Raw genomic sequence first — 26303 nt, forward strand, 5'->3', positions numbered from 1 at the left:
GATTAGTAGTAACTATTAATAAAATTTGCTATCTTGGTAAAAATTGATAATTAATAAAATAGTAGAGATTAAAGGATGAGTGAATCATTTTCGCACATTAATCAGCGAGGTGAAGCCTGTATGGTTGATGTCTCAGAAAAACTAATAACAACACGCGAAGCAAGAGCTGAGTCATTAGTCTTAATGAATGCTGAAACATTGAAGATGATTATTGAGGGTAAACATCATAAAGGCGATGTTTTTGCAACAGCAAGAATTGCAGGGATTCAAGCTGCTAAAAAGACTTGGGAGCTTATTCCGCTTTGTCATCCACTTTTTTTGAGTAAAATTGAAATTAACATAGAAGTAGATCAAATAAAAAATTGTGTCCGAGTTCAATCGCTTTGTCGATTGAATGGGCAAACAGGTGTTGAAATGGAAGCAATGGTTGCCGCATCTATTGCAGCATTAACCATTTACGACATGTGCAAAGCGGTTCAAAAAGATATGGTGATTTCTCAAGTAAGATTGTTGACGAAAAGTGGTGGTAGGTCAGGGGAGTTTATTGCTCAAAAGGTTTAATAGATAGAAAATGAATAAAGTTATTTTTTTCGCTCAAATTAGAGAATTAGTTGGGACTGAGAGTGTTATGTTAGATGCTAATCAACTTCCAGTTTCCTATCTTATCGATCAGTTAAGTGAACGTGGTGAACAATGGTTTTTGGCATTTAAGGAAAACTCTGTTTTATGCGCTGTAAATCAAACGTTGGTTGATTTTGATTATATTGTGAAAGAAGGCGATGAAATCGCTTTCTTTCCTCCTGTAACAGGTGGATAATATTATGGATCTTATCAAGGTTAGTGAGCAGCCGATTGATATTAATAAGTTAAACGATTGGCTTTCACAATTACCACAAGATGGTGCTGTTGTCTCTTTTATGGGCAAAGTTCGTAGTAATGAAAAACAAACGATAAGCTTATTTTTAGAACATTATGCAGGAATGACAGAGAAGGTCTTGGCTAATATCATAGCCCAAGCTAGAGAGCGGTGGCAATTAAGTCGAGTTGCGGTAATTCATCGAGTAGGTGAAATTAGCGCAAACGAAAAGATTGTTTTTGTGGGAGCAAGTAGCGCACATCGTTCAGATGCGTTTGCAGCAGTAGAGTTCATTATGGATGTATTAAAGAACGAAGCGCCTTTTTGGAAAAAAGAACGAACGCCCCAAGGCGAAACTTGGGTTGAAGCAAAAAAAACAGATAAAGAAGCTTTGAGAAAATGGTATTAGTATTTATTTAGTATATAATGATATTAAGTTATGTCATTCTTTTTTAACGAGAGGTAATTAATGAGAAATTATTCACCTAATGGTTCGATTATTGAACAATCTAGTAATCGCGTGCAAACATACATGAGTCATGTTTATGGTTGGATGACCGTCGGATTACTATTAACAGCTCTGGTTGCTTGGTTTGCATCCAATAACTATGAGCTTTTGAACGTTTTATATCAAGGTATGTGGGTATTGCTTATTGCTGAATTTGCTTTAGTTTTTGCCATTTCTGGATTGATTAATCGTCTCTCTGGAGCTGTTGCGACAACATTATTCATGCTTTATTCGGTTTTAAATGGTTGCACATTTTCGATTTATTTTATTGTTTATACTTCATCATCAATAGCAAGTGTATTTTTTATTACTGCTGGAATGTTTGCAGCTTTGGCTCTTTATGGTTATACCACTAAACGTGATTTGTCTGGTTTTGGACGCTTTTTATTTATGGGATTAGTGGGTATTATAATCGCTTCGCTCGTTAATATCTTCATGCAAAGCCAGCCGTTGATGTGGGCTATTACGTATATTGGTGTATTTGTTTTTGCTGGATTAACAGCTTATGATACACAAAAACTGAAAGAGTTAGGCGATCAATTATCGCAGGATGATCCTAATATGTTTAGGCGATTTGTTATTTTAGGTGCACTAACCCTTTATCTTGATTTTATTAACTTATTCATTATGTTGTTAAGAATTTTTGCAGATCGTCGATAACTGTATTTCATTCAACTAAAAGGGCTCTAAATTGAGCCTTTTTTGTTAAAATTTTATTAGAATCGTATTTTTTTAGTGCTAGTTTGTTAAAAAGTTTCAGGAAAGACTATGTTTCAATATAAAATACAGTAAAATTCTTATTATAATGAATTAATAACTTACTTAACACTATGAAAAAATTATACTATTTTGCCTTAATTAATCTATTTATTTCATCAATACTATCAATTCGTTTTTTTCTTGTCCCTGAGGCATCATTTAATTGGCCGAGTGTGACATTTTCAATATTTGCTGTATTGGGGCATTTTTTCTCGGCTTATTTATTACTTTTGGTTATTTGTATACCTCTTTTATGGTTTAAACAAGCTATTCGCAATATTATTTTAGCTGCAATATTTAGCTTTATTCAAATTGGATTATATATCGATACTATTGTATTTCAACAGTATCGATTTCACGTAAATCAATCTGTCTTATCCATGGTTTTGTCTGGACAGGTTGTCGATTTTTCGATAATTACCTATTTTTTAATGTTTACGCTTATTGTTGTTGTATTTTGCACCGAGTATTTTATTCTTTACTTGCTCAATAACAAATTAACTTCATTGCATAAAAATTCAAGAATTGTTTTATTATCAACAATATTTCTTTTTAGTTCATTTTTAATTAGTCATGTTGTGCACATGATTGCATTTTATTATGCTTATTCGCCTATTATGGTAGTGAAAGAATATATTCCACTTTATCGACCATTTACGTCAAAAAGAATCATGAATTTTTTTGATGAAAAAGGGCAACGAAAAGTCGTGTATAACAAAGATAATAGTAATGCTAGTGTTGATTACCCCAAAAATCCTTTAGTGATTAATCCGGAAAATAAAAAAACTAAAAATATTATGTTTATTGTTTTGGATTCTTGGCGATATGATACGTTTAGTGAAGAAATTTCGCCTAATACATTTCGTTTTGTTAAGCAGAATAATGGGGTTATTTTTGATAACCATTATTCAACTGGTAATGCAACACGTACAGGTATTTTTGGTTTGTTTTATGGTATTCCAGGTACTTATTGGGATTCATTTTTACGAAATAGTGTTCCTTCACTCTTTATCACAACACTACAGAAAGAAAACTATAATATTGGGATTTTTACATCAGCTAAAGTAACTGCTCCAGAATTTGATCGAACAGCCTTTGTTACCATTAAAAATTTAAGAATTAGTAGTAAAGATGGTTCGGCATCTAATCGAGATAAACAAATCACTGATGATTGGCTTGCATGGTATAAACTACGAGATACATCTAGACCGACATTTTCTTTTTTATTTTATGATTCTCCTCATGCTTATGATTTTCCTAATGATTTTTATGTGAAGTTCAAACCTATTGGGGATCTTAATTATATGACATTGAGTAATGACACCGACCCTTTGCCTATTTTTAATCGTTACAAACAAAGTGTTTATTATGATGATTATTTACTACAAAATATTTATGATGAGCTTGTAGAATCAGGTTCGTTAGATAATACAATATTGATTATTACAGGTGATCATGCTCAAGAGATGAATGATAATAAATTAGGATTTTGGGGGCATAATGGTAATTACACAGATGCACAAACAAAGGTGCCTTTTATTATTATTGGTGGTAAAGAATTAGAGAGCCTTAAAAATAATAGTACAAAAATAACAAGCCATGAAGATGTCGTTCCAACCCTAATGAAACATTATTTATATGTGAAAAATGATATAAGTGATTATTCGACAGGTTATGATTTATTTAATCCTATAACTGACCGTAACTGGCTTTTGATGTCTAATTATAGTTCTTATGCGGTGAGAACATCTGATAATATTTATCTTGTTAATCGATTAGGTATTAGTCATTATATGGATTTACATAATCGTGAAGTTGATGAAGTGCCAAATTATCAATATATTCAAGAAGCAATGAATCATATGCGTTATTTTTCTCAATCAGGAAAAAATAGCTTAATAAATAAAAACAATTAATTATTAATATTAAGTTGATAATACGGTTAAATTATATAAAGCGATTTCAGGTGAAACATCTTATGATGTTTTTGGAGGATTATTTCAATCATGAAGTGTGAATAGCTCAATTCTTTTTTACAAATAATTGATAAAAATTTGGATATATAATTGATTTTATTGTTTTCATTTGTGTTAATAAAGATCCTATATATCAATAAAACAGAGATCACATTAATGTTGTTTTTGGCGTACTTTTGTTTAGCATATGATATATTAAAACTCTTTATGATTTGCTTTTAGAATAACGACATAGAGCAAATTAACACTTATGACAATAAAGTAACAATAATTGCCTTGATACCACTAAAACCGATGTAAAGGCCCTTTTATAATTTCATTAATTTGCATTATAAAAATACCTTGTTAAAATAAACCCGAAGCAAATTAAAGCATTATTCAAAAACGATATAATATTATTATTTTTAATTTATAAAAATATGGCTGGTTTGTATGATTCTGGAATTTAAAAATTATAAAAATGATCTCTTAAATCAAAGTACAATAAAAGATAAATATTAAGAATGGGTTTTATGGCTAATTTTCTAAAAAAAACATTTGGGGCATTAACTCTAGGTTATTTGATACGACAATATCTATTTTGTTTAATATTTGTTGTACCGCTTTTTTGTTTAATCATATTTAAGTTTAAAAATCCTGAAAGTATATATTTAGGTGTATGTATTTTAATACAATGGGGATTATATCCATATTCTAGATTTGTTTATGAAGGTGTTGTGAATTACATAGTTGGGGATAATTTATTTATTGTACGAACAGAATTGTTCTTAATAGTAAAAATATGGACAATGGCGCTGTGTTTTGGTTTTGCTTGGTTACTTGCTCCACTAGGTTTATTATATTTATATTTTCGATCGCCTTAGTTAGATGGATTTACCTTGCTATGCATTATTAAAAATATAAGTAATATAGCAATGATAATTCTGATACTTACTTTATATTGGGCTTTCTTTTTTATCCAAGCATGACTACTCACTAAAATTAGACGTACTTTTTTATAGTATTGCTGTATTAAAAGGTTATATTATGAATTGTTATAAGTTAGCAAGATAAAGCAGATTAACACTTGTAATAACCAAGTAAAAAACTACCAAACTATTACTAGCATAAAACACAATGCTACCAAGAGAGATTTATGAATCAACAAAATACCAATAATTGCCTTGATACGACTCAAACCGATGTAAAACGCTCTTTTATAATTTCAATTATGCATAAATTAGTTCCTTTTTCGATGATTTGGGTAAGTTTAGTTTTAATGTATGGCGTAATATGTATGTACACTAACACTGTTGGACAAGATGAGTTTTACCGTTTTATCTTCTTTTTGCGTAGCCCTTTTATTGTGGTGCTTAATTGTATTGCATTATTTATTAGTGTTTACCATTCAATAGTTTGGTTTAATTTAATACCCAAAGCTTTACCTTGCACAATATTTAATAAAAAATCTAACGCATTATTACTGATTGCGGGACTGTGGATGGTGATGCTAACTGTTTCGATTTTTTTATTTTTATTTGTATTGAAGTGAGTGGTATTGAATTAATGAAAAATCAACAAATTCAAGTTAAAAATACTGATGGAAAAGTCATAAAAGGATTATTTGCTTTAGGCGGTACATGGGCTGCAATTTTTTTACCAGTTGTGCTTGTCATTTTGGCATTTATTATTCCTTTTGGCGATGCAATAACACGTTCTTATATTCTTAAAATAGCCAATAAAGAAATTGGTAAAGTTTTTTTATTTTTGATGATTTCATTACCTATCTGGTGTGGATTACAACAAATTTTATCCATTTTACACGAGCGAAAAATCTATCCTAAACGTGAAAAATTACTGACGTTTGGATTAGCATTAGCATGGACATTACATGCTATTTATATATTGTTTATTCGAATGTAAGAGATATTTTTTGAATTGTAAGAACAACGGCAAAAATACACAAAACGTTATTAATCAAATCACGTTTTGTGTATTTTTAAGACTAATAATAAGTAAGTTCGCGGGTAATAGTTGTCTGTTTACCACCGTTATTATTTTTAATTTTAATTGCTGTTAGCCAATCGTTTTTTTCATTAAAGGTTGAAAAATTAGTTACATAATGAGCCGCTTCTTTGCCTGATGACATATAAGTAGCTTCAATGGTTGTTAATCGATGATGACCATTATCATATTGATACGAAAAATCACTCTCATTTTTCATATTATTACTAAATTGATACAACACTTTGGTTAACTGTTGCTCTTGATATCCAAATGTATAAATTGAAGCCCCTTTTTGTTCTTTACCTGTATAGTTACCATTCTCATCAGTTTCTTTAAGTAGCCATTGTACATTTTTATTGATAAGACAATTATTACTGTCGTATACATAATTATCTGTTTCAAAAAAGACAAAATCGGTAGCTTTTTTAGTTTGCTGTGATACGACAATTTTGCCTTGTTCATCGGTATTAAATTGGATAATGCTGTTAGTTTTATCTTCTACATCTTCAATGATATTTTCCCAACCAGATTTATTTTTTTGTAGGTGTTCCGAGTAAATACGGGTATTTTTATCTGAATAAAGATCATAATGGCTTTGTGTGATAAGTCCGTTAGAAGCATATTCTAGTTCGTGCTTAGCTGTAGAGCTGTTAGTATCCGTTCCCAATTTGGTAGTTGAAGTCCGAATCTCTTGTTTAATATTTCTTACTGGTGAGTCAATATAATCGAGGATTTGAAAGATATAGTTATTTGCCTCAACTATATTCTGAATAGGATTATCACTACAGGTTATCGCCATGGCATTTATTGGAATTATTGATAAGCAAGGGGTTAATAAAAAAGGTAGTATTCGTTTTTGCATAATAAACCTGCTAAATAGATTGGTATATTGACTTATTAACAATGGTTTTATTATAAACCATTGTTAAATTATTGCGTTGCATATTTATTTTCTACGCATTAACAAGGCATCTTCCCAACTGACCTCTCTATCTTTTTTCTTATCTCGCTGTAGATCTTGTTGAGATTCATCCTTATGAGTAAATTGCTCTGTTTTGTCAATTTTATCTTTATGTATCATAGTGTTACTTTTCTTTCGAGGTGGCTTATCTAAAAATGAAAGTAATGCTTTTGTATATTCATCTTCAGGAGAATAGAAGATCTTCTCACGTGAGCCTTGCTCAATAATACTACCATCTTTCATAACAACCACTTGGTGACACATAGTGTAAACCAACGCTAAATCATGGCTAATAAACAAATAACTAAGCTGATGCTTTTCTTGCAATGATTTCAGTAAATTAATAATTTGTTTTTGAATAGTATGATCCAACGATGAAGTAGGTTCGTCTAAAATCAATAATTCAGGCTGTAAAATTAAAGCTCTAGCAATAGCTATTCGTTGACGTTGCCCTCCAGAAAACTCGGTCGGATAGCGATAACGCATATCTGGATCAAGGCCAACTTCTTGCATAATATCGATTACCGCTTGTTCACGCTGAACTTTGTTTAATTTTTTATGAGTCATTAATCCTTCACTAATAATTTGCTCAACATTGAGGCGAGGATTAAGCGAAAAGAACGGATCTTGAAATACTACTTGGATACGGCTTCGAAATGGTAATAATTTTTTACCAGTCAAATTTTGTATCGGATGGCTGTCAAATACAATTTTGCCCTGTGATTTAATCAATCGTAGAATAGCTAGTGCTGTAGTGCTTTTACCCGATCCTGACTCACCTACAATACCAACCGTTTCACCTTGGTGTACAGCAAACCCAATATTGTTGATAATTTTCTTCTTTTGGCTGCTAAATAAACGTTTTTTGGTAATGACTTCAACATTAAGGTGATTAACATTAAGTAATATTCCAGGTGAATCGGGCAATGGTACAGGTTCACCTTTTGGCTCTGAATTCAATAGTGTTTGAGTATATTCATGCTGTGGACGTAAAAAGACACGCTGTTTATTATTGTATTCAATAATTTGGCCCTGTTGCATAACAGCCACTTTATCAGCAAGCTTTTTAACAATACCAAGGTTATGCGAAATAAAAAGCATACTCATATTGAGTTCTTTCTTTAACTCTTTTAGTAACTGAATAATTTGTGCCTGTACAGATACATCTAGTGCTGTTGTCGGTTCGTCAGCAATAAGTAACTTTGGATGCGTTAATATTGCCATAGCAATCATTACTCGCTGCCTTTCGCCACCAGATAGTTGATGAGGATAAGCTGATAATTTACTTTTTGGTTCCTTAATGCCTACACGATCAAGGTATTGTAAAATTTCGCCACGAGCTTGATTACGCTTCATTCCTCGATGTAACGCCAGCACTTCATAAAGTTGCTTTTCAACTGTATGTAGAGGATTTAATGACACCATCGGTTCTTGGAAGATCATGCTAATTTCATTGCCACGAACTTTACGAAGTTCTTTATCTGGCGCATGTAATAATGATTTTCCTTCAAACAAAATATCACCAGTAGGGTATACCACTTGTTCTTTACGTAGTAGTCGTAAAATTGATAATGCGGTAATGCTTTTCCCTGAGCCTGACTCTCCCACTAAAGCAAGTGTTTCTTGCTCATTAATATCAAAACTAACATTACTTACTACTTGCGATAGTAAATGCGTACCACGTTTAAATGCAACACTTAAATCCTGAACGGATAATAAAGGAGAACTCATTAATACACTCCTTTGTTTGGATCAAATGCATCTCTTACTGCTTCACCAATAAAAATAAGCAGTGACAGTAAAGTTGCAATAACTAAAAATGAACTGATGCCAAGCCAAGGAGCTTGTAAATTGTTTTTACCTTGTAGTAATAATCGTCCTAGTGATGGCGAATCAATCGGTAAACCAAAACCTAAAAAATCTAGCGCTGTTAGTGTTGTTATCGAGCCACAAAGTATAAAAGGTAAAAAGGTTAATGTTGCCACCATGGCATTAGGCAAGATATGACGAAACATAATTTTAGTGTCACTAACTCCCATTGCTTTAGCTGCACGAATATAATCAAAATTGCGAGTACGCAAAAATTCAGTACGCACTACACCTACTAAAGCCATCCAACCGAATAATACGGTAATACCTAATAACCACCAAAAATTAAGCGGTAAAATACTAGCTAATAGAATAATAACAAATAGCTCTGGTAACCCACTCCATATTTCTATGAAACGTTGACCGATTAGATCAATTTTACCTCCATAATAGCCTTGTATAGCCCCAAAAATGACACCAATAATTGAAGTGAAAATCGTCAAGAAAATCGCAAAAAACATAGATATGCGAAAACCGTATAAAATATTGGCTAATACATCGAAACCTGCATCGGTGGTGCCTAACCAATGTGATGCCGAAGGCGGCGTTGGAAACGTGTTTGATGTATCATAAATTAATGTATTGTAGCTATAACGAAATGGCGCCCATAAAATCCAGCCATTAGCTTCTATTTTATTTTGTACAGCAGGATCAAGAAAGTTGGTTTGCGTGGCTAATTGTCCACCAAATTCCGTTTCTGGATAAAAATGAAAAATCGGCGAATAGTAATTATCCTGATATTTAATAAAAATTGGTCTATCGTTAACAATAAAATCAGCAAATAAGCTAATCACAAAACAGATCATAAATAACCAAAGTGAATAATAACCACGACGATTCTGTTTAAATCGTTGCCAACGCTGTTGATTAATAGAGTAATGGGTGGTCATTAGTTGCGAGCCTCAAAGTCAATACGTGGGTCAATCATCATATAAGATAAATCAGATAATAATTTAGTAATAAGGCTGATTAATGTAAAAATATACAATGAACCAAAAATCACTGGGTAATCACGTTGTATAATTGCCTCATATCCCAATAGCCCAAGTCCATTAAGCGAAAAGATAATTTCAATCAATAATGAACCAGTAAATAAAATACCAACAAAAGCTGCAGGAAAGCCCGATACAATCAGTAATGTTGCATTGCGAAAAACATGTTTATATAAAATTTTTCTTTCACTTAATCCTTTAGCACGTGCGGTTATTACATATTGTTTGCGGATTTCATCTAAAAATGAATTTTTAGTTAGCATGGTGAGTGATGCAAAACCGCCAATGACCATTGCAATAGTGGGTAAACAGATATGCCATGCGTAGTCTTTTATTTTGCCCCAAAAATCGAGTTGATCAAAATGGTTCGATATTAGCCCACGTAGAGGAAAAATATCCCAATAACTACCGCCAGCAAATAATACAATAAATAAAACTGCCAATAAAAAAGCAGGTATCGCATAGCCAATAATAATTAATGTACTTGACCAAAAATCAAATGCAGAACCATCCTTCATTGCTTTGCGAATGCCTAACGGGATTGAAATGAGATAAACAATCAAAGTACTCCATAATCCTAATGAAATTGAAACATGTAAACTTTTGGTAATTAAACCTAGTACCGATTCACTTTTAAAAAAACTATTACCAAAATCAAATAATATATATTTCTTTAGTGTTTCGATATAACGTTCAAATATCGGTTTATCAAAGCCGTACTGCTTTTCTATCATTGCGACAACTTGGGGATCAAGACCGCGTGAACCGCGATAATTTGATTCATTTTTATATTGCTGCACTGGCGTAGATGAGCCACCACTCCCAGGCAATAGCCCTTGCCCTGCTTGCGGTCCGTTTTCAATCATAGCAAGCGCCTGATCAACGGGTCCACCTGGCGCAACTTGTACAATAAAAAAGTTGATAGTTAAAATCACAAACAATGTTGGAATAATCAGCAACAGTCGACGAATAAGGTAATTGATCATATTAATGTTCCCGATTTTTAGGTAGGCTAGCTGCTTTGTTTGCATCATACCACCAACTATCAACTCCGATTGCATAAGTAGGTTGTATAGCTGGTTGCCCAAATTTATTCCAGTATGCATAATACGTTTTACTGTTATACCACATTGGAATCATTGGATATTCTTGCGTTAAAATCCGATCAAGCGCTCGTCCTAGCGGGACTAACTCTTCTTGATTATCCACATGTTTGGTGATTTCAGCAATAATGGCATCAATAGCCTTATTATGCAAACCCGAAGCATTCCATGATGAGTTAAGATACTCGCTTCCCCAAAGCAATAGCAAATTAGAGCTTGGGTAATTTACGGCATAATAATCACGTGCAACCATATCATAATCACGTTCACGAACACGTCGTAATTGTTGTGCTGAATCTAGCAAGGTAATATTCATGGTGATCCCCAAACGTGCTAAATTTTGTTGAAAGGGAATGGCATATTTAATATCACTACCGAGGTAACTGATCAGTTCAAATTCAAATGGTTGCTGTGTTTTAGTGTTAATCAGCTTACCGTCTTTAACTTCCCAGCCCGCTTGTTTTAATAATTCTGCTGCCTTTAATAAATTATCACGATTAAAGCCCTGACCATCACTTTTTGGCACATAATAGGCATTGCCGAAAGCACGCTTTGGAATAATATCTTTATAAGCATTAAGCCATTTTAATTCTTGCTCACTAGGTGTGCCGATTGCGGCATAAATGGTATTTTCAAAAAAACTATAAGGTCTTTTGTAACTGTCATAATAAAAGGCATGATTTAGCCATTCAAAATCAAATGCCAAGGTAATGGCTTCACGAACTTTAATATCTTTAAATAGATCTTTTTGTAAATTAAACGCAAGCCATCTAGTGTCGGTAGCTGTTTGAACTGGTTTTTCTTGTTTAATAATATGGTTAGAATCAAAATATCGACCTTGATATTGAGTAAACCAGTTTTTAGGTTGATCTTCAGCACGCAAATCATATTCGCCAGCTTTAAAGGCTTCTAGCGAAACGTTATCATCCATATAATAATCAATACGTTTTTCGTCAAAATTATCTAAGCCTTTATTAATAGGTAAATTACGTGCCCAATAATTCGGATTACGTCGATAAACAACATATTGCCCTAATTTATATTCGCTAATGTAGTATGGACCACTACCAACTGGTGGTGTAGTTAGTGGTTCAGAAAGATCATGATCTTTCCAAAAATGTTTCGGCATAACTCGCATACTACCAACGAATGAAAAGAGTTTTTCCCGATCGGAATCGGGAATATCAACACGCACATGGTGATCATCTATTGCCTTAACTGTAATGCCTTTATTATAAACACGATACGGAGGCACGCCTTCGGTCATAAATTTGTGAAAGGTAAACTCAACATCATGGGCAGTTATTGGTTTCTCATCTTGAAAACGAGCGTTGGAATTAATAGTAACCTCAGCCCAACGATAACTATCAGAATAAGTTATTGATGTCGCAATAAGTGGATAAAAACTAGTAATATCATCAGCCGTATTGGTAAAAAGCGTGTCATATAACGCTCCCGAATTTCGCTCAGGTGCTCCACGGCTAGCATAGCGATTCAAATTATCAAAAGAGCCAACTTCAGCCAGTTTAATTACTCCACCTTTAGGTGCATTAGGATTTACATAATCAACATGTTGAAAGTCAACATGATACTTTGGTTGACCTGAAAGTGAAAAGATGGTTTTGTGGTAAATTACCTCACGTTTTTCAGTAGGAATAACGATATCAATTTGTTTATCCTGAGATGATTGAACAGGAATATTAACATCGATTTCTTCCTCAGTTTGAGGTGAAATTGTTTGCGGTAAAATTTGTTGTTCTTCATCGGCAAAAGCAGGTGCAGAACAAATGGCTATACCGCTTAGGCAACTCAAGATGAATAATATTTTTGTAGGTTGTTTAATTCGACTAATCATCCTAATTCCGTTCCTGCTTTTATTTAACAATAACATGTTTATATTACTTTTTATTTATTATTAACAAATTCAAATCATTTAAGACAATCATCATCGCCTAGCTAGGGTGTCTATTTTGCCAAACTTCAACTAAATGAGCAAAAACTAATTAATAAAGTTTATATAAAATGATAATGTTAGCGAAAAGCATACCGTTATTTTTAGATTAAACAAGCTATATTGAATCAATTATACATTTTATATTTTTCAATATGATTAACTATGCCTTACATAAATTGGGATATATTGACAGCTATCTTTTTGTGAAAAAGTTTCAGGTAACTATACGTTTCAGTATAAATATCTTGAAAATAGATAAGAAATCAAAAAAACGATTATCATTGTTCAATTAAAAGTTGGATGTACTTACCACTCATAAAAGAAATATTACGTATTGTTGGCTAAACTCAAAATATGAATTATTACCGTTTTTGCTTGATGACTGTTTTTCCAACAAGTTGAACCTGATAATAACGTACTTTTGTTAAGAATTTCATCTAAACTAGCATTACGCAATTTATCGAAAGAATCGAAGTGCATATCTTCAAGTCTTTCAATAATTTTGGCATCCACGAATTTAAGCTCCATCAACCGCTGTCGTTCTGTTTCTGAAAAGGCAATATTATTCCCATTACGTTATATTAAATATGCTTTTAAAATAATGTATGTTTGTAGCTTTTTTAAGTAGGCGCCTATTAATATTTTATAGGCATAATGCTTTGTTATTAATAGATTTTATTGAGATTATATTATAACAACATTTTTATGCCTTTTCTTTTTATTACAAACTCAAGATCTTTTAATTACCTTGAAGAATTGCTAATAAATCCTCCGAAGCTTTAACTGCGTGAATTCGTGTTAGCGTATCTTCAGCAATCACAGCTCGGGTTAGTTGACGTAAAATATCTAAATGTTCATTGGCTTTTGCAGCAATACCAATGACAACATAAGCTATATTATTATCTTCGTCCCAATTAATTCCTTCAGGATAATATATGATTTTGATTCCAGTTTGGATAACGCTATCACGTTTTTCCGTTGTGCCGTGTGGAATGGCGATTCCGTTACCTAAAAAAGTCGAAATTTGTTTATCACGATCAAACATTGCTTGGGTATAGTCATCTTTGACTAACTTAGCTTGGATCATCTTTTCTGATACATCTTTAATTGCTTCTTTTTTAGAATAGGATCCAGTTACGATTGAAATATCATGTACTGTCAAATTTAATGTGCTCATTTCTATTCCTTACTAAAATGAATATACCGAAATAAATCGGTATATTTCTTGATTGATTAAACTGATTTTTTGGCAACTAATTGTCGATTTTGATGAATACGTACTAAACCTAATAAAATAGCGCCAACTAGTGCTCCTACGAAGATACAGCCTACCCATAAAAATGGTTTATTAACCAATGGTAGAACTAAAAATCCTCCATGTGGCGCTGGAACTTGAATTTGACATATGAATGTCAATACTGATGCAATTGCAGAAGATAACATCATAATTGGAATTACTCGCAAAGGATCCTTAGCCGCAAATGGGATTGCACCTTCTGTAATGTGTGTCGAACCTAAAACATAGTTAACAAGTCCAGCAGCACGTTCTTCTTCTGTGAAAGCTTTGCTGCGGAAAATAGTGGTAGAGAATGCAATAACAAAGGGTGGTACTATACAAGCAGCAGACACACCTGCCATGAAATAGAAATTTCCTTCACCTAACAACATAGTGCCAGTAACATACGCTGCTTTATTAACAGGACCACCAAAGTCAAACGAACACATTGCTCCAATAACAATACCGAGTAAAACAGGATTTGCAGATTGTAATGATTCAAGGAAAGATTTCATTCCATTATTAATACTTGCAATTGGACCACCAAGTAAAAACATACCTGCACCGATAACAAATACACCAATTAATGGCATAATAAAAATCGATTTAAGTCCTTCAAATGAACGAGGTAATCCATCTAACATTTTTTTGACATAAAGCATTAAATAGCCTGCTGCAAAGCCAGCTATAATTCCGCCTAAGAATCCTGCACCAGTAATGTTGGCAATTAAGCCACCAACAAAACCAGCCACCATACCAGGTTTTCCACCTATTGAATAGGCAATAAATCCAGTAAAGATTGGTACCATTATGCCAAATGCTTGCCCACCTATTTTCATTAACAATGCAGCAAATTCATTATATTGGTCATTATTAGGGTCGGCTGAATAGATTCCCCATAAAAATGATAAAGCAATTAGGACTCCACCAGCGACAACAAATGGTAGCATGTTTGACACACCACTCATTAAGTGTTTATAGATTTGGCGTCCAATCGATTCTTTTACTTCTACTTGGTTTGATGAAACTGTGTTATTAGTGCTATTTTGGGCGCCTTTACGAACAGGAACTGTACCTGACATAATTTTTTCGATTAGTGCTGCAGCCTTATGGATACCGTCTTTAACCGGTACTTCAAGCACGGGTAAACCATTAAAGCGATCTGGATTGACATCTTTATCTGCTGCAATAATAACGCCAATTGCATTGACAATATCAGCATCAGTAATGGCGTTATCAATACCACCAGCACCATTGGTTTCCACTTTTATTTCGGCTCCAGCCTTTTGGGCTGCTGATTTTAAGGCCTCTTCAGCCATATAAGTATGTGCGATACCGGTTGGGCAGCCTGTAACGGCTAATATTTTTTTCATAACAATCTCCTTTACTTGATTAGGGTAACTTCAAGTTGATCCATATAAATATTGATTTTATTTAGTAAACCTAATCCGTCTGATTCTGCAACGTTAGCGCCTGTTGCTGATGCCTTTTTTATGGCTTTTTCAATATGTTGTTGTTCAGGTAGCCATTCACTAAGAAAAGCTGCTAGTGACGCATCACCGGCACAAGCCGAGCTAATTAATTTGATTTTTACAGCATTGCAAAACCAAATATTTGTCCCATTAGAAAAGTAAAGCCCTTTAGCGCCCATGGTTAATAAAATATTTCTCGCTCCTTGCGCATGAATATTTTCTAATGCAGCAATGACTTGTGGTTTTGTTTTCGTTTCAAAGCCAAAAATCTCTTTTACTTCATCATCATTAGGTTTAATTAATAGTGGTTTATAGGAGAGTAAATCACTTAATTTTGGGTGACTAATATCAAGGATAACTTGAATATTTTTTTTGTTGCATAAATTTAAAATAGCCTCGTAATATTCAGATTCAATATTATTTGGCAAGCTACCACTGATGACTAAATAACTATTGTTAACCAGTGATTCAATAATAGTTAGCATTTCTGTTTTTTTATCATTAGGTATAAACGGACCTTTACTGACTAATTTATATTCGTTTTCATTATCATTGATAAAAACATTAATACGCGTGATATCATCAATAAAACAGGGTTTTGTCTTGACCTGTATTTTCGTTAGTTCATCAATAATATATTTACCAGAAAATCCGCCAAAGAATCCTAATGCACAAGTGGGGCTATCAAATTTATGCAATACGATTGAAACATTGACTCCTTTGCCATTCGGGCTATATTCAGTATGAGAGGTTCGATTAACTGCATTAGGATTAAGCCCTTGACAATGAATATTCATATCGATTGCAGTGTTAAGTGTTAATGTATAGATCATTATCTTGGCCTCTATAATTTGCCTGCACATCCACATGTTGTAATAATTTTTTTGACAATGTCTTTCATTGCTGCTTTTGCAGGTTTCATATAATGGCGGGGATCATTGGCATCGGGATGTTCAATAAAGTATTGTTTTAATGCATCTGAAAATGCAATTTTTAATTCTGTCGCAACATTTACTTTACAAATTCCACGCTTAATACACTCACGCACGTCTTTCTCTGGAACACCCGAAGCGCCATGTAATACGAGAGGAATATCAACCATTGAGCGAATTTCTGATAAACGATCAAAATCCAGTTTTGGCTCTGATTTATAAAGACCATGTGCTGTACCAATGGCGATAGCGAGGGAGTCAATTCCTGTTTTTTCAATAAAATCTAAAGCTTGTTTTGGATTAGTATATAAAGCATCTTTATCATTAACGATTAAATCATCTTCAACGCCACCAAGGCGACCTAATTCAGCTTCAACACTAACATCGTAACGGTGAGCATATTCAACTACTTGTTTGACAATGGCGATATTTTCTTCATATGGAAAATGGGATCCATCAATCATGACCGATCTTACTCCTACATTAATTTTACTGGTGATATCGTTATATTCTTCGTGATGATCTAAATGGACAGCTAATGGAATGTTATGCTTTTTTGATAAAGCATTTGCTATAGCAAGTATATTTTCTGTTTCTGCATAACTGTATGTACCAGGTGTACCAGCCAAAATAACGGGCGATTGTAATTCTGTTGCTGTTTCAACAACGACCTGCATAGTTTCTAAGTTATGGATATTAAAGGCAGGCACAGCATAATGTTCTGTTTGAGCCTTTTTTAGCATGTTATTACTTGAAATAATAGTCATATAACTTCTCCTTAATAATCTAATTCACTTTGTATTATGTTAGTAACTTTTGTTTTGAAAATTATTTCCATTAATTATGATTTCAAAACGAAAGTTACGCTAGTAATAATCGCGTGAGTTAGATCACAAAAATTAACATTACTTTTAAAACGAAATAAAAAAGATTGATAAATTTTCGTTTTGATAGTTAACATGTATATGTAAAACGCTGTGGGATAAAAAATTCTAATTATTAATGGTATGATTTATAAGATAAAATTCTAATCATAGTTTGATGTTGACCTAATATATGATTAATTCTATTATCACTATCCTTAATTTTTATCTATGGCGTAGGAAATAAAATTGGCTAGAGCATCTTCAGGTTTATTAAAACGACGATTACAAATTGCAGAAATTGTTCGTAAGCAAGGTGAAGTTAAAGTTGATGAATTATCTGAATTGCTTCAGGTCTCAAATGTGACTATTCGTCAAGATTTAACTTATTTAGAGCAGCAAGGATATTTAAAGCGTTCTTTTGGTGGTGCAATTTATGTTACCCCTGAAGGTGTGTTTAATCAGCTAAGTGTTAATACACCAAGTTATATACAAAGTAATAGTTGTGATATTGAATTAGTTAAAACCTGTTTAAGTTATATTAGTGATGGCGATATATTGTTTTTAAGCCATGGAAATTTGATAAGAAAGTTGATTCCGTTTTTACATTGCAAAAAATCATTAATACTTATTATGAATGACATTAGCAATGCACAATTAGCGAAAGAGTTTACCGATGCTGAAGTAGTGCTTGTTGGTGGAGCCGTACTGGAAGGGAATCTTTTGTTAGATAACAAAATGATCAATTTTATTTTGAACCAATTTTCTATATCGCATTTTGTTATCGAATTAAGTTCAATCAATACTGATAATCAATTGATTATTGAAAGTTTAGAACAGGTTAGAATTTATCAACAAATAATGAAAAAAGCAGCACATACAATTGGCATATTACCGCAACGTATTATTCATAATAATGATAATAGTATTGGAACTTTAGTTGATATTGATATGGTGATGTTATCAAGATCTGCTGTAACCGAGTATCATCAACAATTATTAGATGCTAATTTTGAGCAGCTTATTTCAAATAAATATTGTGTAACTTATCAAAACAAATTGGAGACATAATATGCGTTTTAAAATCTGCACGATAGGCGAACTGCTAGTTGAGTTTTTAGCAAAAGAACAAAATCAGCGTTTCGATCAAGCTGGGGAGTTTATCGGCCCTTTTGTTAGTGGCGCCCCTGCAATATTTGCAGATCAAGTTGCAAAATTAGGTTTTCCTGTTGTTTTTTTTAGTTGTGTAGGAAAAGATATTTTTGGAAAAATGTGCATCCATCGCCTTAAAAGTGATGGTGTCATTATTGATGCTATTACTCCACATAATAAGGCCAATACAGGTAGTGCGTTTGTTACTTATAAAGGTTCTAATGAAAGAGATTTTATTTTTAACATTCCAAATAGTGCATGTGGTTTACTTTCGTTTAACCATATTAATGAAAACTTATTAAGAGATTGTACTCATTTGCATGTAATGGGGTCATCGCTTTATTCATTTCGTGTGATTGATGCTATGAGAAAAGCATTGGATATCATCAAAAGTAAAGGTGGTACAATTTCATTTGATCCTAATCTACGCAAAGAAATGTTTGATATACCAGAAATGGAACAATCTTTCGATTATATTATGGAGTATACCGATATATTTTTACCTAGTGAAAGCGAAGTTAGCTATTTTATTAACAATAATGAAAATGAACAACAAACCATGTTTAAGTTGCTTAAAAAAGGTATTAAACATATTGTGGTAAAAGGGGGGGCTAAAGGAGCTAAATATTATGGACTTGATGAACAAGGTCATTTACAAAAACTTCATGTTGATGGATACAAGGTCAACTCGATAGATCCAACTGGTGCGGGAGATTGTTTCGGAGCAACATTTGTCAGTTTAATGTTAGCAGGTTACTCTGTTGAACAAGCTTTGCAATATGCGAATGCTAGTGGTGCTTTAGCCGTATCTAAAAAGGGTCCGATGGAAGGAACTTCTACATTAGCTGAACTAAAATATTTCCTTTTTCATACTTCAATTGAATAGTTATTAAAATTAATGTGATTATCGGAATTATAGGCAAAAAAAACCCAATAACAAAAGTTATTGGGAAAACATAAGGAATAGGAAAACAATGAAATAATGCATTGTCGAGACATAGTATGTACTTTTTTTTGAAGAAAGTCTGTAAAGATATGTGAATAATTGATTAAATAGTTCGTATCTATCATGTTAAATAAACGTAAAGGATAAGTTTTTTTAGATAAATATAGGTATTTCAAAATGTTATCTATAAAAACATCTCTAATAACGAATTCAAGAATAACTTGCCATGATCAGTTACCAGCCAGTTTTGTTTATCCTCAATTAAATAGTTCTTTTCAATGGCAATCGCTATTTGTTTTTCAACTGAGTGTAAAGGTAAATAAGTCCGTTGTTCAAATTCATGTTTAGGTGTTGATTCAAAAAGTCTAAAACGATTCATAAAAAATTCAAAAGGTAATTCCTCTTTTGGGACTGTATAATATTTATCTAAATAACGCCCCTCTAAAAACCCTTTTGGATGACGAGTTTTTATAGTGCGAATAATTTTCCCATCAGGTTGCGTTAATTTACCATGAGCGCCACATCCAATGCCTAAATAGTCTCCAAATCGCCAATAATTTAAATTATGTTGGCATTGTAATCCTTCTTTAGCATAAGCAGAAGTTTCATATTGTTGGTAACCATTTTCAGTTAATAATTGATGACCTTGTTGATAAATTTCCCAAAGTTTATCATCATCAGGTAAAACTGGTGGTTTTGAACCAAATAGCGTATTTGGCTCAATCGTTAATTGATACCAAGATAAATGCGGTGGTGCAATAGCAATGGCTTGTTTTAGGTCATATAGAGCATCATCAATACTTTGATTTGGCAAACCATGCATTAAATCTAAATTAAAACTTCTTAAATCTAATGTTTTGGCAAGTTTTCCAGCTGTGATTGCTTCTTTGGGATCGTGTACCCGTCCTAATTTAACAAGTTTATCGGTTTGAAAACTTTGCACGCCAATTGATATTCGGTTTATACCTGCTTGCTGATAGCCATTAAATCTTTCTATATCAACAGAATTTGGGTTAGCTTCAATGGTGATTTCAGCATCCTTATGTATAGGGATGATCTTATTTATATTTGATAATAATTTATCAATCAACTCGGCTGAAAATAGACTAGGTGTACCTCCACCAATAAAGATTGAATGAATTGAGCGGTTTGAACAGAAAATAGTATCGTTTTGTAGGTCTTTAAGCAAATGCTCTACATAAGATTCATAATTTGGCGTTTTTTTTATGGTATGTGAATTAAAATCGCAATAGGGACATTTTTGTACGCACCATGGCATATGAATATATAAACTTAATGGGATTTTATACATAAACGTAGTGTTACCTGAAACTTTTTGACAAAAACAATTAGAGTGTTGTTTCACTATTTATAGTGCTTTATTTTACTCCAATTCTTTAAAAAATGCTTTTGCATCTATTATGTTTTTATTATTAACTTAAGAAGTATACAATTATCAATAAGTTGTTAAATTTATTATTTAGGAGTAAATATGAGTATATATAAAGAGATTTTAGAGAGTAGCTTATCAGGTGTATCCTTAAGCTCATCAATTAAACAATCAATTTATGGTGAACTGCCAATTTTAGTTATTAATCATAGCACTTGTTGTGCTGCTGTTGCATTACAAGGTGCACACTTATTATTTTGGCAACCATCTACTGAACAAACACCAGTTGTTTGGCTGAGTAACAAAACAAATTTTAAAAAAGGTGTAGCTATTCGAGGTGGAGTGCCTGTTTGTTGGCCTTGGTTTGGTCAGTTAGGCAATCCTTCTCATGGTTTTGCACGCATTGTCGAATGGACATTAGATTCATGTAAAGAGGACGAGCAAGGCGTTACCCTTGTTTTATCGCTCACTAATAATCCGCAGACAGAATCTTATTGTAGCAAACCTTTCTCGGTATCATTAAATCTTCATCTAGGTAAAACTTGTGAAGTTTCTTTAAGCTGCTCAGCAGACTTTGATGTAACTAGTGCTCTACATACTTATTTTGGAGTTGATAATATTGATAGTGTTGTAGTCAAAGGTTTAGGTGAAGCTTATCAAGAAAGACTTGCTGATGAAAACAAACCAGCGACTGTAGGTCAATTGACATTTAATCAAGAAGTCGATCGTATTTATACCAATGCAAGTAATCAAATCACTGTTACTGATGGCACTCGAACAATTCAATTAACCAATACTAATGTAAGTGATATTGTTACTTGGAATCCATGGATAAATAAAGCTAAATCAATGGGAGATTTTGGTGATGATGAGTATAAATCTATGGTTTGTGTCGAAGCAGGTTGTATCACAAAACCATTAAAGTTATTACCGAATAAAAAATCAACTTATGGTTTTAAAATAGAATTGATCTAAGTGTGCATATAATATTCCATATACGTAATCAATATTTTACTGATTTGTAATATGATTAATTGATTGCGTTTAGAGGGATAACACTTTATAATCTCCAACGCTTTTTAAAGTACTAGTTTGATAGCCAATTACTGGGTCGCCTGTAATTGGTTTCTATTTTAAATAATTAAGAGAAATTAATATGTTTACATTCAAAGCTGAAGTTAGAAAAGAGCATGGTAAGGGTGCGAGCCGCCGCCTGCGTCACGCTGGTAAATTCCCAGCCATTATTTATGGTGGAACTGAACCTGCAGTCTCTGTTGTGCTTGATCACAACCAAGTTTTTAATATGCAAGAAAAACCAGAATTTTATTCTGAAGTGTTAACTATTGAAGTTGACGGAAAAGCAGTTAAAGTAAAAGTGCAAGCAGTACAACGTCATGCATTTAAACCAAAATTAGTTCATATGGATTTTGTACGAGCATAATTTGCTTATTGGGAAATTACCCAATAACTTGTTTCAAGCAAAAGGTCACCCAGAGGTGGCCTTTTTGTTTTAGAGTAAACAAAGGATAATGCCTATTACTATGATTTATCCTATTAATCGGGTGTACACCAACCATTCAACATAATAGAATAATTACATTATACCATCGTAGGAGAAAACCATGTCTGATATCCCAGCTTGCGATTTAGTTATTTTTGGTGCTAAAGGGGATTTGACAAGACGTAAATTATTACCGTCTTTATATCAATTAGAAAAGTACGGAAAACTACCTGAACAAACAAAGATTTTAGGCGTAGGGCGCGCTGATTGGGATCATGCCGCTTATTGTGAGGTAGCAAAAGAAGCACTAATCTCGTTTATGCCAGAACCGTTAGACGATAATATTTGGCAACGATTTAGCCAACGATTGGACTTTCATAAGCTAGATGTTAATGATAGTGCTGGTTTTGAAGGATTGAAAAATAAACTTGATTTGAATCATCCAGCTATTTTCTATTTTGCAATGCACCCGGGTGCTTTTGGGACTATTTGTCAAGGTTTAGCTGCTGCAGGATTAAATCAATCGCAAAACCGCATTGTGATGGAAAAACCACTTGGAACAGATCTCAAGTCATCTCGTGAAATCAATGATTCGGTGGCTAAATTCTTTAGTGAGTCGCAAGTTTATCGTATTGATCATTACTTAGGTAAAGAATCAGTATTAAACCTATTAGCCTTACGATTTGCTAATACAGTGTTTGCGTCATTTTGGGATCGTAATTCAATTGATCATGTTGAAATTACGGTAGCTGAACAAGTAGGTATTGAAGGCCGTTGGGGATATTTTGATAAAGCTGGTCAAATGCGTGATATGGTACAAAACCATTTATTACAAATATTAACCATGATTGCCATGTCCCCACCTGCTAATCTTGAAGATGATAGTTTGCGTAATGAAAAAATAGCAGTACTTAATGCGCTTAGACCAATTAACAAATCCAATATTCGTGAAAAAGTAGTTCGAGGGCAATATACAGCAGGTTTTGTTAATGGTGTTAATGTGCCGGGATATTTGGAAGAAGATGGCGCAAACCCAAAAAGTAATACCGAAACATTTGTTGCAATTCGAGTTGATATTGATAACTGGCGCTGGGCAGGTGTTCCTTTTTATTTACGTACTGGTAAGCGCTTACCAAGTAAATGTTCTGAAGTTGTAGTTTATTTCAAACCATTACCGCTTAATTTATTTAGTGAATTTTATCCAGAATTGCCACAAAATAAATTGACGATTCGTTTACAACCTGATGAAGGTATGGATATTGAAATCCTAAATAAAGTACCAGGGTTGGATAGTAATCATAATTTACAAACCACTAAACTTGACTTAAGTTTCAGCGAAACTTTTCACCAACAAAGTGCTGATGCTTATGAGCGTTTATTACTTGAAGTTATGCGTGGTCGCCAAGCATTATTTGTTCATCGTGATGAAGTTGAAGCTGCATGGAAATGGGTTGATTCAATTATTAGTGCATGGGAATCAGAAAATGATGCCCCAAAAACCTACCAAGCCGGAACTTGGGGACCAGTCGCATCCGTTGCCTTAATCACTAAAGATGGGCATTCATGGCACGAATTTGAATAAAGGAAAAATAACTATGTTTACGTTAAATAAATATCAAAATAGTCAATTATTGATCGAAGATTTAACCTCACATATCGTCAATGAATTAAAACAGGCCATTGTACAAAAAGGACATGCTTCTATTGCTGTTTCGGGGGGGAAAACACCTATTCCATTATTTGTTTCACTAAGTCAACAAAATATAGAATGGAGCCGAGTTTTTATTACGTTGGTGGATGATAGATGGGTTGATGATACTGATGATGCTAGTAACGAAAAGTTAGTGAACACTTATCTATTACAAAATAATGCTAAATTGGCTAATTTTGTTGGTTTAAAAAACAGTTGTAATAATCCATTTGATGGTGCAGAAGTTACAGATAAACTTTTAGATAAAGTTCCGATGCCATTTGATGTAGTGATTTTAGGTATGGGAGAAGATGGGCATACTGCCTCATTATTCCCAGGCGCTGCTAATTTGGCTAGTGGTTTAGATATGAAATCTGGACGGAAAGTTGTTGGTATGACACCATTAACAGCACCACTAGATCGTATTACATTAACATTGCCAGCTATTTTAAATAGCAAAAATATCTACCTACATTTAGTTGGTGAAAGCAAATTGCGTGTATTAGAACAAGCCGAAAAAGATAATGATGTTAATCAAATGCCTATTCGTGCTGTTTTGCAGCAGGATAAAGTTAATATAACTGGGTTTTGGACCGTATCTTAAATTTTCCTCATTTTTTTGCCGACTTACGTCGGCAATGATTTTTTATGATAAACTTTGATTCCAAAGTACAGGATGAGTAGTGCTTTTATCTTACCAATTAATCCCCTGAGTTTTCTTTTATAGGCTTTTCAGCTTGTTTTGCTATTTTTGTTTTTCTTTTTCGGCTGGCTTTTTTCTTGGGTCTTTTAAATTGACCATAGTCAATAAGTTCACCCGTTTCGTCATCAATCACGCCCCACTCTTGGCTACTATCTAAAATTGCCTTTTGTACATCGGGTGGGTAATCTGATAGGGTGGTTTCTTTTGGTAGAGGTTTACCCGGTTTACCCGCTTGCCTGATCACTTTTGGCCAACGAGGTTGCCAGCATAGGCATTCCGACATAAAGTAACCCACCGTATAAAATGGCAATAAGATTAAAAAGACGGGGGTTAACATTAAAATCATGATCACACTAGGATTATTTTTTGCCAGATGGATCATGGGGCGAATATGGATCGGCTACACTAATTAGTACCAGTTTTATAAGGTCATTGTTATGATAAACTAAAAATAAAAGAAGGTAACAACAATGGCAATCGATTCATCACGAAGAGCAAAACGTAGCTTTACTAACGAGTTCAAAAAACAAATGGTCATGCTATATCAAAATGGTAAAAAACGTGCGGATATCGTCGCAGAGTATGACCTCACCAAATCAGCATTAGATAATTGGATAATGCAGTACCAAACTACCGGCTCATTCATCGCAAAAGATAATCGTCGAACTGAAGAGAACGAACTTATCGCGCTACGCAAAGAGAATAAACGCTTGTTAATGGAGAATGATATCCTAAAGCAAGCGACGTTGATAATGGGAAGAAAATCGAGTTAATTTTACATAATAAGCATCGATACAGCTTACGTGCATTATGTCGATGTTTAAATGTAACCCGAAATCGTTTCTATTATCAACGGCAATTAACGCAGCAATCACAAGATATATCACTGAGTGAAATAGTGGATGAAATTTTTAATACTAATTATCGTGCTTATGGCACAAGGCGTTTGCAAGCAGAGCTGAGAAAGCAAGGCATAACCGTATCTCGACGCCGAATAGGTCGAATCATGGCGAAAAATGGCTGGGTTTCGAAATACACCTGTAAAAAATATTGTATTCATACAGAAAAAAGCAATGAATCGCTGGTGGGGAATGAACTGAATCGAGAATTTGATATAGGTCAACCACGAAAGATATTGGTGACCGATTTAACCTATGTAAGGGTTAAACAACGTTGGCACTACCTTTGTGTAATTGTTGATATCAGTAATCGAGAAATAGTGGGGCGAAGTGCTGGCAGGCATAAAACAGCGGCACTGGTCATGCAAGCTATGAGTCAAATTCCAATGAACTTACAGACGATTGAGTTGTTTCATTCTGATAGAGGAAAAGAGTTTGATAATCATTTGATTGATGAATGTTTAACAGCATTTGGAATTAAACGGTCGTTAAGTCGCAAAGGCTGCCCCTATGAT

Annotated in this window: 27 protein-coding genes and 1 pseudogene; 16 read left to right on the forward strand and 12 right to left on the reverse strand. The window is 33.5% G+C overall.

The annotated features are described in order from the left end of the window. Positions 1–75 precede the first annotated feature (75 nt). The 8 genes from moaC to frdD all read left to right on the forward strand — a co-directional run bounded on the left by moaC (position 76) and on the right by frdD (position 6001). Complete coding sequence (gene moaC / locus A9G32_RS01915) at positions 76–561, forward strand: cyclic pyranopterin monophosphate synthase MoaC (protein ID WP_065590346.1); 486 nt, start codon at positions 76–78, stop codon at positions 559–561. Positions 562–571: 10 nt separating this feature from the next. After that, positions 572–817: a molybdopterin synthase sulfur carrier subunit gene (moaD, locus tag A9G32_RS01920; RefSeq protein ID WP_065590347.1), complete on the forward strand. Its 246-nt coding sequence runs from the start codon at positions 572–574 to the stop codon at positions 815–817. 4 nt (positions 818–821) lie between these two features. After that, positions 822–1265, forward strand: a complete 444-nt coding sequence (moaE, locus tag A9G32_RS01925; RefSeq protein ID WP_065590348.1) for a molybdopterin synthase catalytic subunit MoaE — start codon at positions 822–824, stop codon at positions 1263–1265. 60 nt (positions 1266–1325) lie between these two features. Beyond that, the gene (locus A9G32_RS01930) at positions 1326–2024 is read left to right on the forward strand and encodes a Bax inhibitor-1/YccA family protein (protein ID WP_065590349.1); all 699 of its coding nucleotides are present in this window, start codon (positions 1326–1328) and stop codon (positions 2022–2024) included. 170 nt (positions 2025–2194) lie between these two features. Next, positions 2195–4039 carry a sulfatase-like hydrolase/transferase gene (locus A9G32_RS01935; protein WP_065590350.1) on the forward strand — a complete coding sequence of 615 codons (1845 nt, stop codon included), beginning with the start codon at positions 2195–2197 and terminating at the stop codon, positions 4037–4039. Between the two features lie 572 nt (positions 4040–4611). Further along, complete coding sequence (locus A9G32_RS01940) at positions 4612–4962, forward strand: hypothetical protein (protein WP_065590373.1); 351 nt, start codon at positions 4612–4614, stop codon at positions 4960–4962. Between the two features lie 272 nt (positions 4963–5234). Beyond that, positions 5235–5630, forward strand: coding sequence for a hypothetical protein (locus tag A9G32_RS01945; RefSeq protein ID WP_051634141.1), 396 nt, complete (start codon positions 5235–5237; stop codon positions 5628–5630). A 14-nt stretch (positions 5631–5644) separates the two neighbouring features. Further along, positions 5645–6001, forward strand: coding sequence for a fumarate reductase subunit FrdD (frdD, locus tag A9G32_RS01950; protein ID WP_065560802.1), 357 nt, complete (start codon positions 5645–5647; stop codon positions 5999–6001). A gap of 82 nt (positions 6002–6083) precedes the next feature. Here frdD and A9G32_RS01955 read toward each other — a convergent pair whose 3' ends face one another. The 10 genes and pseudogenes from A9G32_RS01955 to A9G32_RS02000 form a co-directional block, all read right to left on the reverse strand. After that, a complete protein-coding gene (locus tag A9G32_RS01955; RefSeq protein ID WP_065590351.1) occupies positions 6084–6947 on the reverse strand; it encodes a hypothetical protein in 864 nt (287 codons plus the stop codon). Positions 6948–7193: 246 nt separating this feature from the next. Further along, positions 7194–8777, reverse strand: a pseudogene (yejF, locus tag A9G32_RS01960) (microcin C ABC transporter ATP-binding protein YejF); the annotation flags it as partial. After that, positions 8777–9805: an ABC transporter permease gene (locus tag A9G32_RS01965; protein WP_065574164.1), complete on the reverse strand. Its 1029-nt coding sequence runs from the start codon at positions 9803–9805 to the stop codon at positions 8777–8779. The gene A9G32_RS01965 and the pseudogene yejF, both read right to left, overlap by 1 nt. Continuing rightward, entirely contained in the window at positions 9805–10893 is a 1089-nt protein-coding gene (locus A9G32_RS01970; protein WP_065590353.1) for a microcin C ABC transporter permease YejB, read from the reverse strand. The genes A9G32_RS01965 and A9G32_RS01970 overlap by 1 nt, the downstream gene beginning before the upstream one ends. Before the next feature lies 1 nt (position 10894). Further along, on the reverse strand, positions 10895–12865 hold the full coding sequence (locus tag A9G32_RS01975; protein ID WP_081296708.1) for an extracellular solute-binding protein: 1971 nt from the start codon (positions 12863–12865) through the stop codon (positions 10895–10897). Between the two features lie 426 nt (positions 12866–13291). Next, positions 13292–13477, reverse strand: a complete 186-nt coding sequence (locus A9G32_RS01980; protein WP_218055807.1) for a hypothetical protein — start codon at positions 13475–13477, stop codon at positions 13292–13294. 226 nt (positions 13478–13703) lie between these two features. Beyond that, entirely contained in the window at positions 13704–14141 is a 438-nt protein-coding gene (locus A9G32_RS01985; protein ID WP_065590355.1) for a PTS sugar transporter subunit IIA, read from the reverse strand. 56 nt (positions 14142–14197) lie between these two features. After that, a complete protein-coding gene (locus tag A9G32_RS01990; RefSeq protein WP_065590356.1) occupies positions 14198–15613 on the reverse strand; it encodes a PTS fructose transporter subunit IIC in 1416 nt (471 codons plus the stop codon). An 11-nt stretch (positions 15614–15624) separates the two neighbouring features. Further along, positions 15625–16545, reverse strand: a complete 921-nt coding sequence (gene pfkB, locus A9G32_RS01995) for a 1-phosphofructokinase (protein ID WP_065590357.1) — start codon at positions 16543–16545, stop codon at positions 15625–15627. An 11-nt stretch (positions 16546–16556) separates the two neighbouring features. Further along, positions 16557–17411 carry a tagatose bisphosphate family class II aldolase gene (locus A9G32_RS02000; RefSeq protein WP_065590358.1) on the reverse strand — a complete coding sequence of 285 codons (855 nt, stop codon included), beginning with the start codon at positions 17409–17411 and terminating at the stop codon, positions 16557–16559. Between the two features lie 345 nt (positions 17412–17756). Here A9G32_RS02000 and A9G32_RS02005 point away from each other — a divergent pair, with 345 nt between their 5' ends. Next, positions 17757–18578 (forward strand): DeoR/GlpR family DNA-binding transcription regulator, encoded by an 822-nt coding sequence (locus tag A9G32_RS02005; RefSeq protein ID WP_065590359.1) that lies wholly within the window; start codon positions 17757–17759, stop codon positions 18576–18578. Position 18579: 1 nt separating this feature from the next. Continuing rightward, complete coding sequence (locus A9G32_RS02010; protein WP_065590360.1) at positions 18580–19545, forward strand: sugar kinase; 966 nt, start codon at positions 18580–18582, stop codon at positions 19543–19545. A 244-nt stretch (positions 19546–19789) separates the two neighbouring features. On the opposite strand, the gene hemW is transcribed toward A9G32_RS02010, so the two are convergent. After that, positions 19790–20917, reverse strand: coding sequence for a radical SAM family heme chaperone HemW (gene hemW, locus A9G32_RS02015; protein WP_065590361.1), 1128 nt, complete (start codon positions 20915–20917; stop codon positions 19790–19792). 180 nt (positions 20918–21097) lie between these two features. Between hemW and A9G32_RS02020 the strand changes: the two genes are divergently transcribed. The 4 genes from A9G32_RS02020 to pgl all read left to right on the forward strand — a co-directional run bounded on the left by A9G32_RS02020 (position 21098) and on the right by pgl (position 24790). Next, positions 21098–21970: a D-hexose-6-phosphate mutarotase gene (locus A9G32_RS02020; RefSeq protein WP_065590362.1), complete on the forward strand. Its 873-nt coding sequence runs from the start codon at positions 21098–21100 to the stop codon at positions 21968–21970. A 181-nt stretch (positions 21971–22151) separates the two neighbouring features. Further along, the gene (rplY, locus tag A9G32_RS02025; protein ID WP_034910200.1) at positions 22152–22436 is read left to right on the forward strand and encodes a 50S ribosomal protein L25; all 285 of its coding nucleotides are present in this window, start codon (positions 22152–22154) and stop codon (positions 22434–22436) included. A gap of 181 nt (positions 22437–22617) precedes the next feature. After that, positions 22618–24078: a glucose-6-phosphate dehydrogenase gene (zwf, locus tag A9G32_RS02030; protein WP_065590363.1), complete on the forward strand. Its 1461-nt coding sequence runs from the start codon at positions 22618–22620 to the stop codon at positions 24076–24078. A 13-nt stretch (positions 24079–24091) separates the two neighbouring features. Further along, positions 24092–24790 carry a 6-phosphogluconolactonase gene (pgl, locus tag A9G32_RS02035; protein ID WP_065590364.1) on the forward strand — a complete coding sequence of 233 codons (699 nt, stop codon included), beginning with the start codon at positions 24092–24094 and terminating at the stop codon, positions 24788–24790. Positions 24791–24887: 97 nt separating this feature from the next. On the opposite strand, the gene A9G32_RS02040 is transcribed toward pgl, so the two are convergent. Next, entirely contained in the window at positions 24888–25235 is a 348-nt protein-coding gene (locus tag A9G32_RS02040) for a hypothetical protein (RefSeq protein ID WP_141672741.1), read from the reverse strand. A 124-nt stretch (positions 25236–25359) separates the two neighbouring features. On the opposite strand from A9G32_RS02040, the gene A9G32_RS02045 reads away from it, so the two are divergent. Together A9G32_RS02045 and A9G32_RS02050 are read left to right on the forward strand one after the other, a co-directional pair. Next, on the forward strand, positions 25360–25662 hold the full coding sequence (locus tag A9G32_RS02045; RefSeq protein WP_065589744.1) for an IS3 family transposase: 303 nt from the start codon (positions 25360–25362) through the stop codon (positions 25660–25662). Further along, a partial coding sequence (locus A9G32_RS02050; protein WP_255307054.1) for an IS3 family transposase occupies positions 25662–26303 on the forward strand: 642 nt, incomplete at its 3' end. The genes A9G32_RS02045 and A9G32_RS02050, both read left to right, overlap by 1 nt.

The sequence above is a fragment of the Gilliamella sp. Gris3-2 genome, from assembly GCF_001690345.1.
GTDB classification, from domain to species: Bacteria; Pseudomonadota; Gammaproteobacteria; order Enterobacterales; family Orbaceae; genus Gilliamella; species Gilliamella bombi.

Excerpts from the sequence above, each read along its gene's own strand:
- moaC (WP_065590346.1), top strand. The coding sequence starts at position 76 with ATGAGTGAATCATTTTCGCACATTAATCAGCGAGGTGAAGCCTGTATG.
- moaD (WP_065590347.1), top strand. The coding sequence starts at position 572 with ATGAATAAAGTTATTTTTTTCGCTCAAATTAGAGAATTAGTTGGGACT.
- moaE (WP_065590348.1), top strand. The coding sequence starts at position 822 with ATGGATCTTATCAAGGTTAGTGAGCAGCCGATTGATATTAATAAGTTA.
- A9G32_RS01930 (WP_065590349.1), top strand. The coding sequence starts at position 1,326 with ATGAGAAATTATTCACCTAATGGTTCGATTATTGAACAATCTAGTAAT.
- A9G32_RS01935 (WP_065590350.1), top strand. The coding sequence starts at position 2,195 with ATGAAAAAATTATACTATTTTGCCTTAATTAATCTATTTATTTCATCA.
- A9G32_RS01940 (WP_065590373.1), top strand. The coding sequence starts at position 4,612 with ATGGCTAATTTTCTAAAAAAAACATTTGGGGCATTAACTCTAGGTTAT.
- A9G32_RS01945 (WP_051634141.1), top strand. The coding sequence starts at position 5,235 with ATGAATCAACAAAATACCAATAATTGCCTTGATACGACTCAAACCGAT.
- frdD (WP_065560802.1), top strand. The coding sequence starts at position 5,645 with ATGAAAAATCAACAAATTCAAGTTAAAAATACTGATGGAAAAGTCATA.
- A9G32_RS01955 (WP_065590351.1), bottom strand. The coding sequence starts at position 6,947 with ATGCAAAAACGAATACTACCTTTTTTATTAACCCCTTGCTTATCAATA.
- A9G32_RS01965 (WP_065574164.1), bottom strand. The coding sequence starts at position 9,805 with ATGACCACCCATTACTCTATTAATCAACAGCGTTGGCAACGATTTAAA.
- A9G32_RS01970 (WP_065590353.1), bottom strand. The coding sequence starts at position 10,893 with ATGATCAATTACCTTATTCGTCGACTGTTGCTGATTATTCCAACATTG.
- A9G32_RS01975 (WP_081296708.1), bottom strand. The coding sequence starts at position 12,865 with ATGATTAGTCGAATTAAACAACCTACAAAAATATTATTCATCTTGAGT.
- A9G32_RS01985 (WP_065590355.1), bottom strand. The coding sequence starts at position 14,141 with ATGAGCACATTAAATTTGACAGTACATGATATTTCAATCGTAACTGGA.
- A9G32_RS01990 (WP_065590356.1), bottom strand. The coding sequence starts at position 15,613 with ATGAAAAAAATATTAGCCGTTACAGGCTGCCCAACCGGTATCGCACAT.
- pfkB (WP_065590357.1), bottom strand. The coding sequence starts at position 16,545 with ATGATCTATACATTAACACTTAACACTGCAATCGATATGAATATTCAT.
- A9G32_RS02000 (WP_065590358.1), bottom strand. The coding sequence starts at position 17,411 with ATGACTATTATTTCAAGTAATAACATGCTAAAAAAGGCTCAAACAGAA.
- A9G32_RS02010 (WP_065590360.1), top strand. The coding sequence starts at position 18,580 with ATGCGTTTTAAAATCTGCACGATAGGCGAACTGCTAGTTGAGTTTTTA.
- hemW (WP_065590361.1), bottom strand. The coding sequence starts at position 20,917 with ATGTATAAAATCCCATTAAGTTTATATATTCATATGCCATGGTGCGTA.
- A9G32_RS02020 (WP_065590362.1), top strand. The coding sequence starts at position 21,098 with ATGAGTATATATAAAGAGATTTTAGAGAGTAGCTTATCAGGTGTATCC.
- rplY (WP_034910200.1), top strand. The coding sequence starts at position 22,152 with ATGTTTACATTCAAAGCTGAAGTTAGAAAAGAGCATGGTAAGGGTGCG.
- zwf (WP_065590363.1), top strand. The coding sequence starts at position 22,618 with ATGTCTGATATCCCAGCTTGCGATTTAGTTATTTTTGGTGCTAAAGGG.
- pgl (WP_065590364.1), top strand. The coding sequence starts at position 24,092 with ATGTTTACGTTAAATAAATATCAAAATAGTCAATTATTGATCGAAGAT.
- A9G32_RS02040 (WP_141672741.1), bottom strand. The coding sequence starts at position 25,235 with ATGATTTTAATGTTAACCCCCGTCTTTTTAATCTTATTGCCATTTTAT.
- A9G32_RS02045 (WP_065589744.1), top strand. The coding sequence starts at position 25,360 with ATGGCAATCGATTCATCACGAAGAGCAAAACGTAGCTTTACTAACGAG.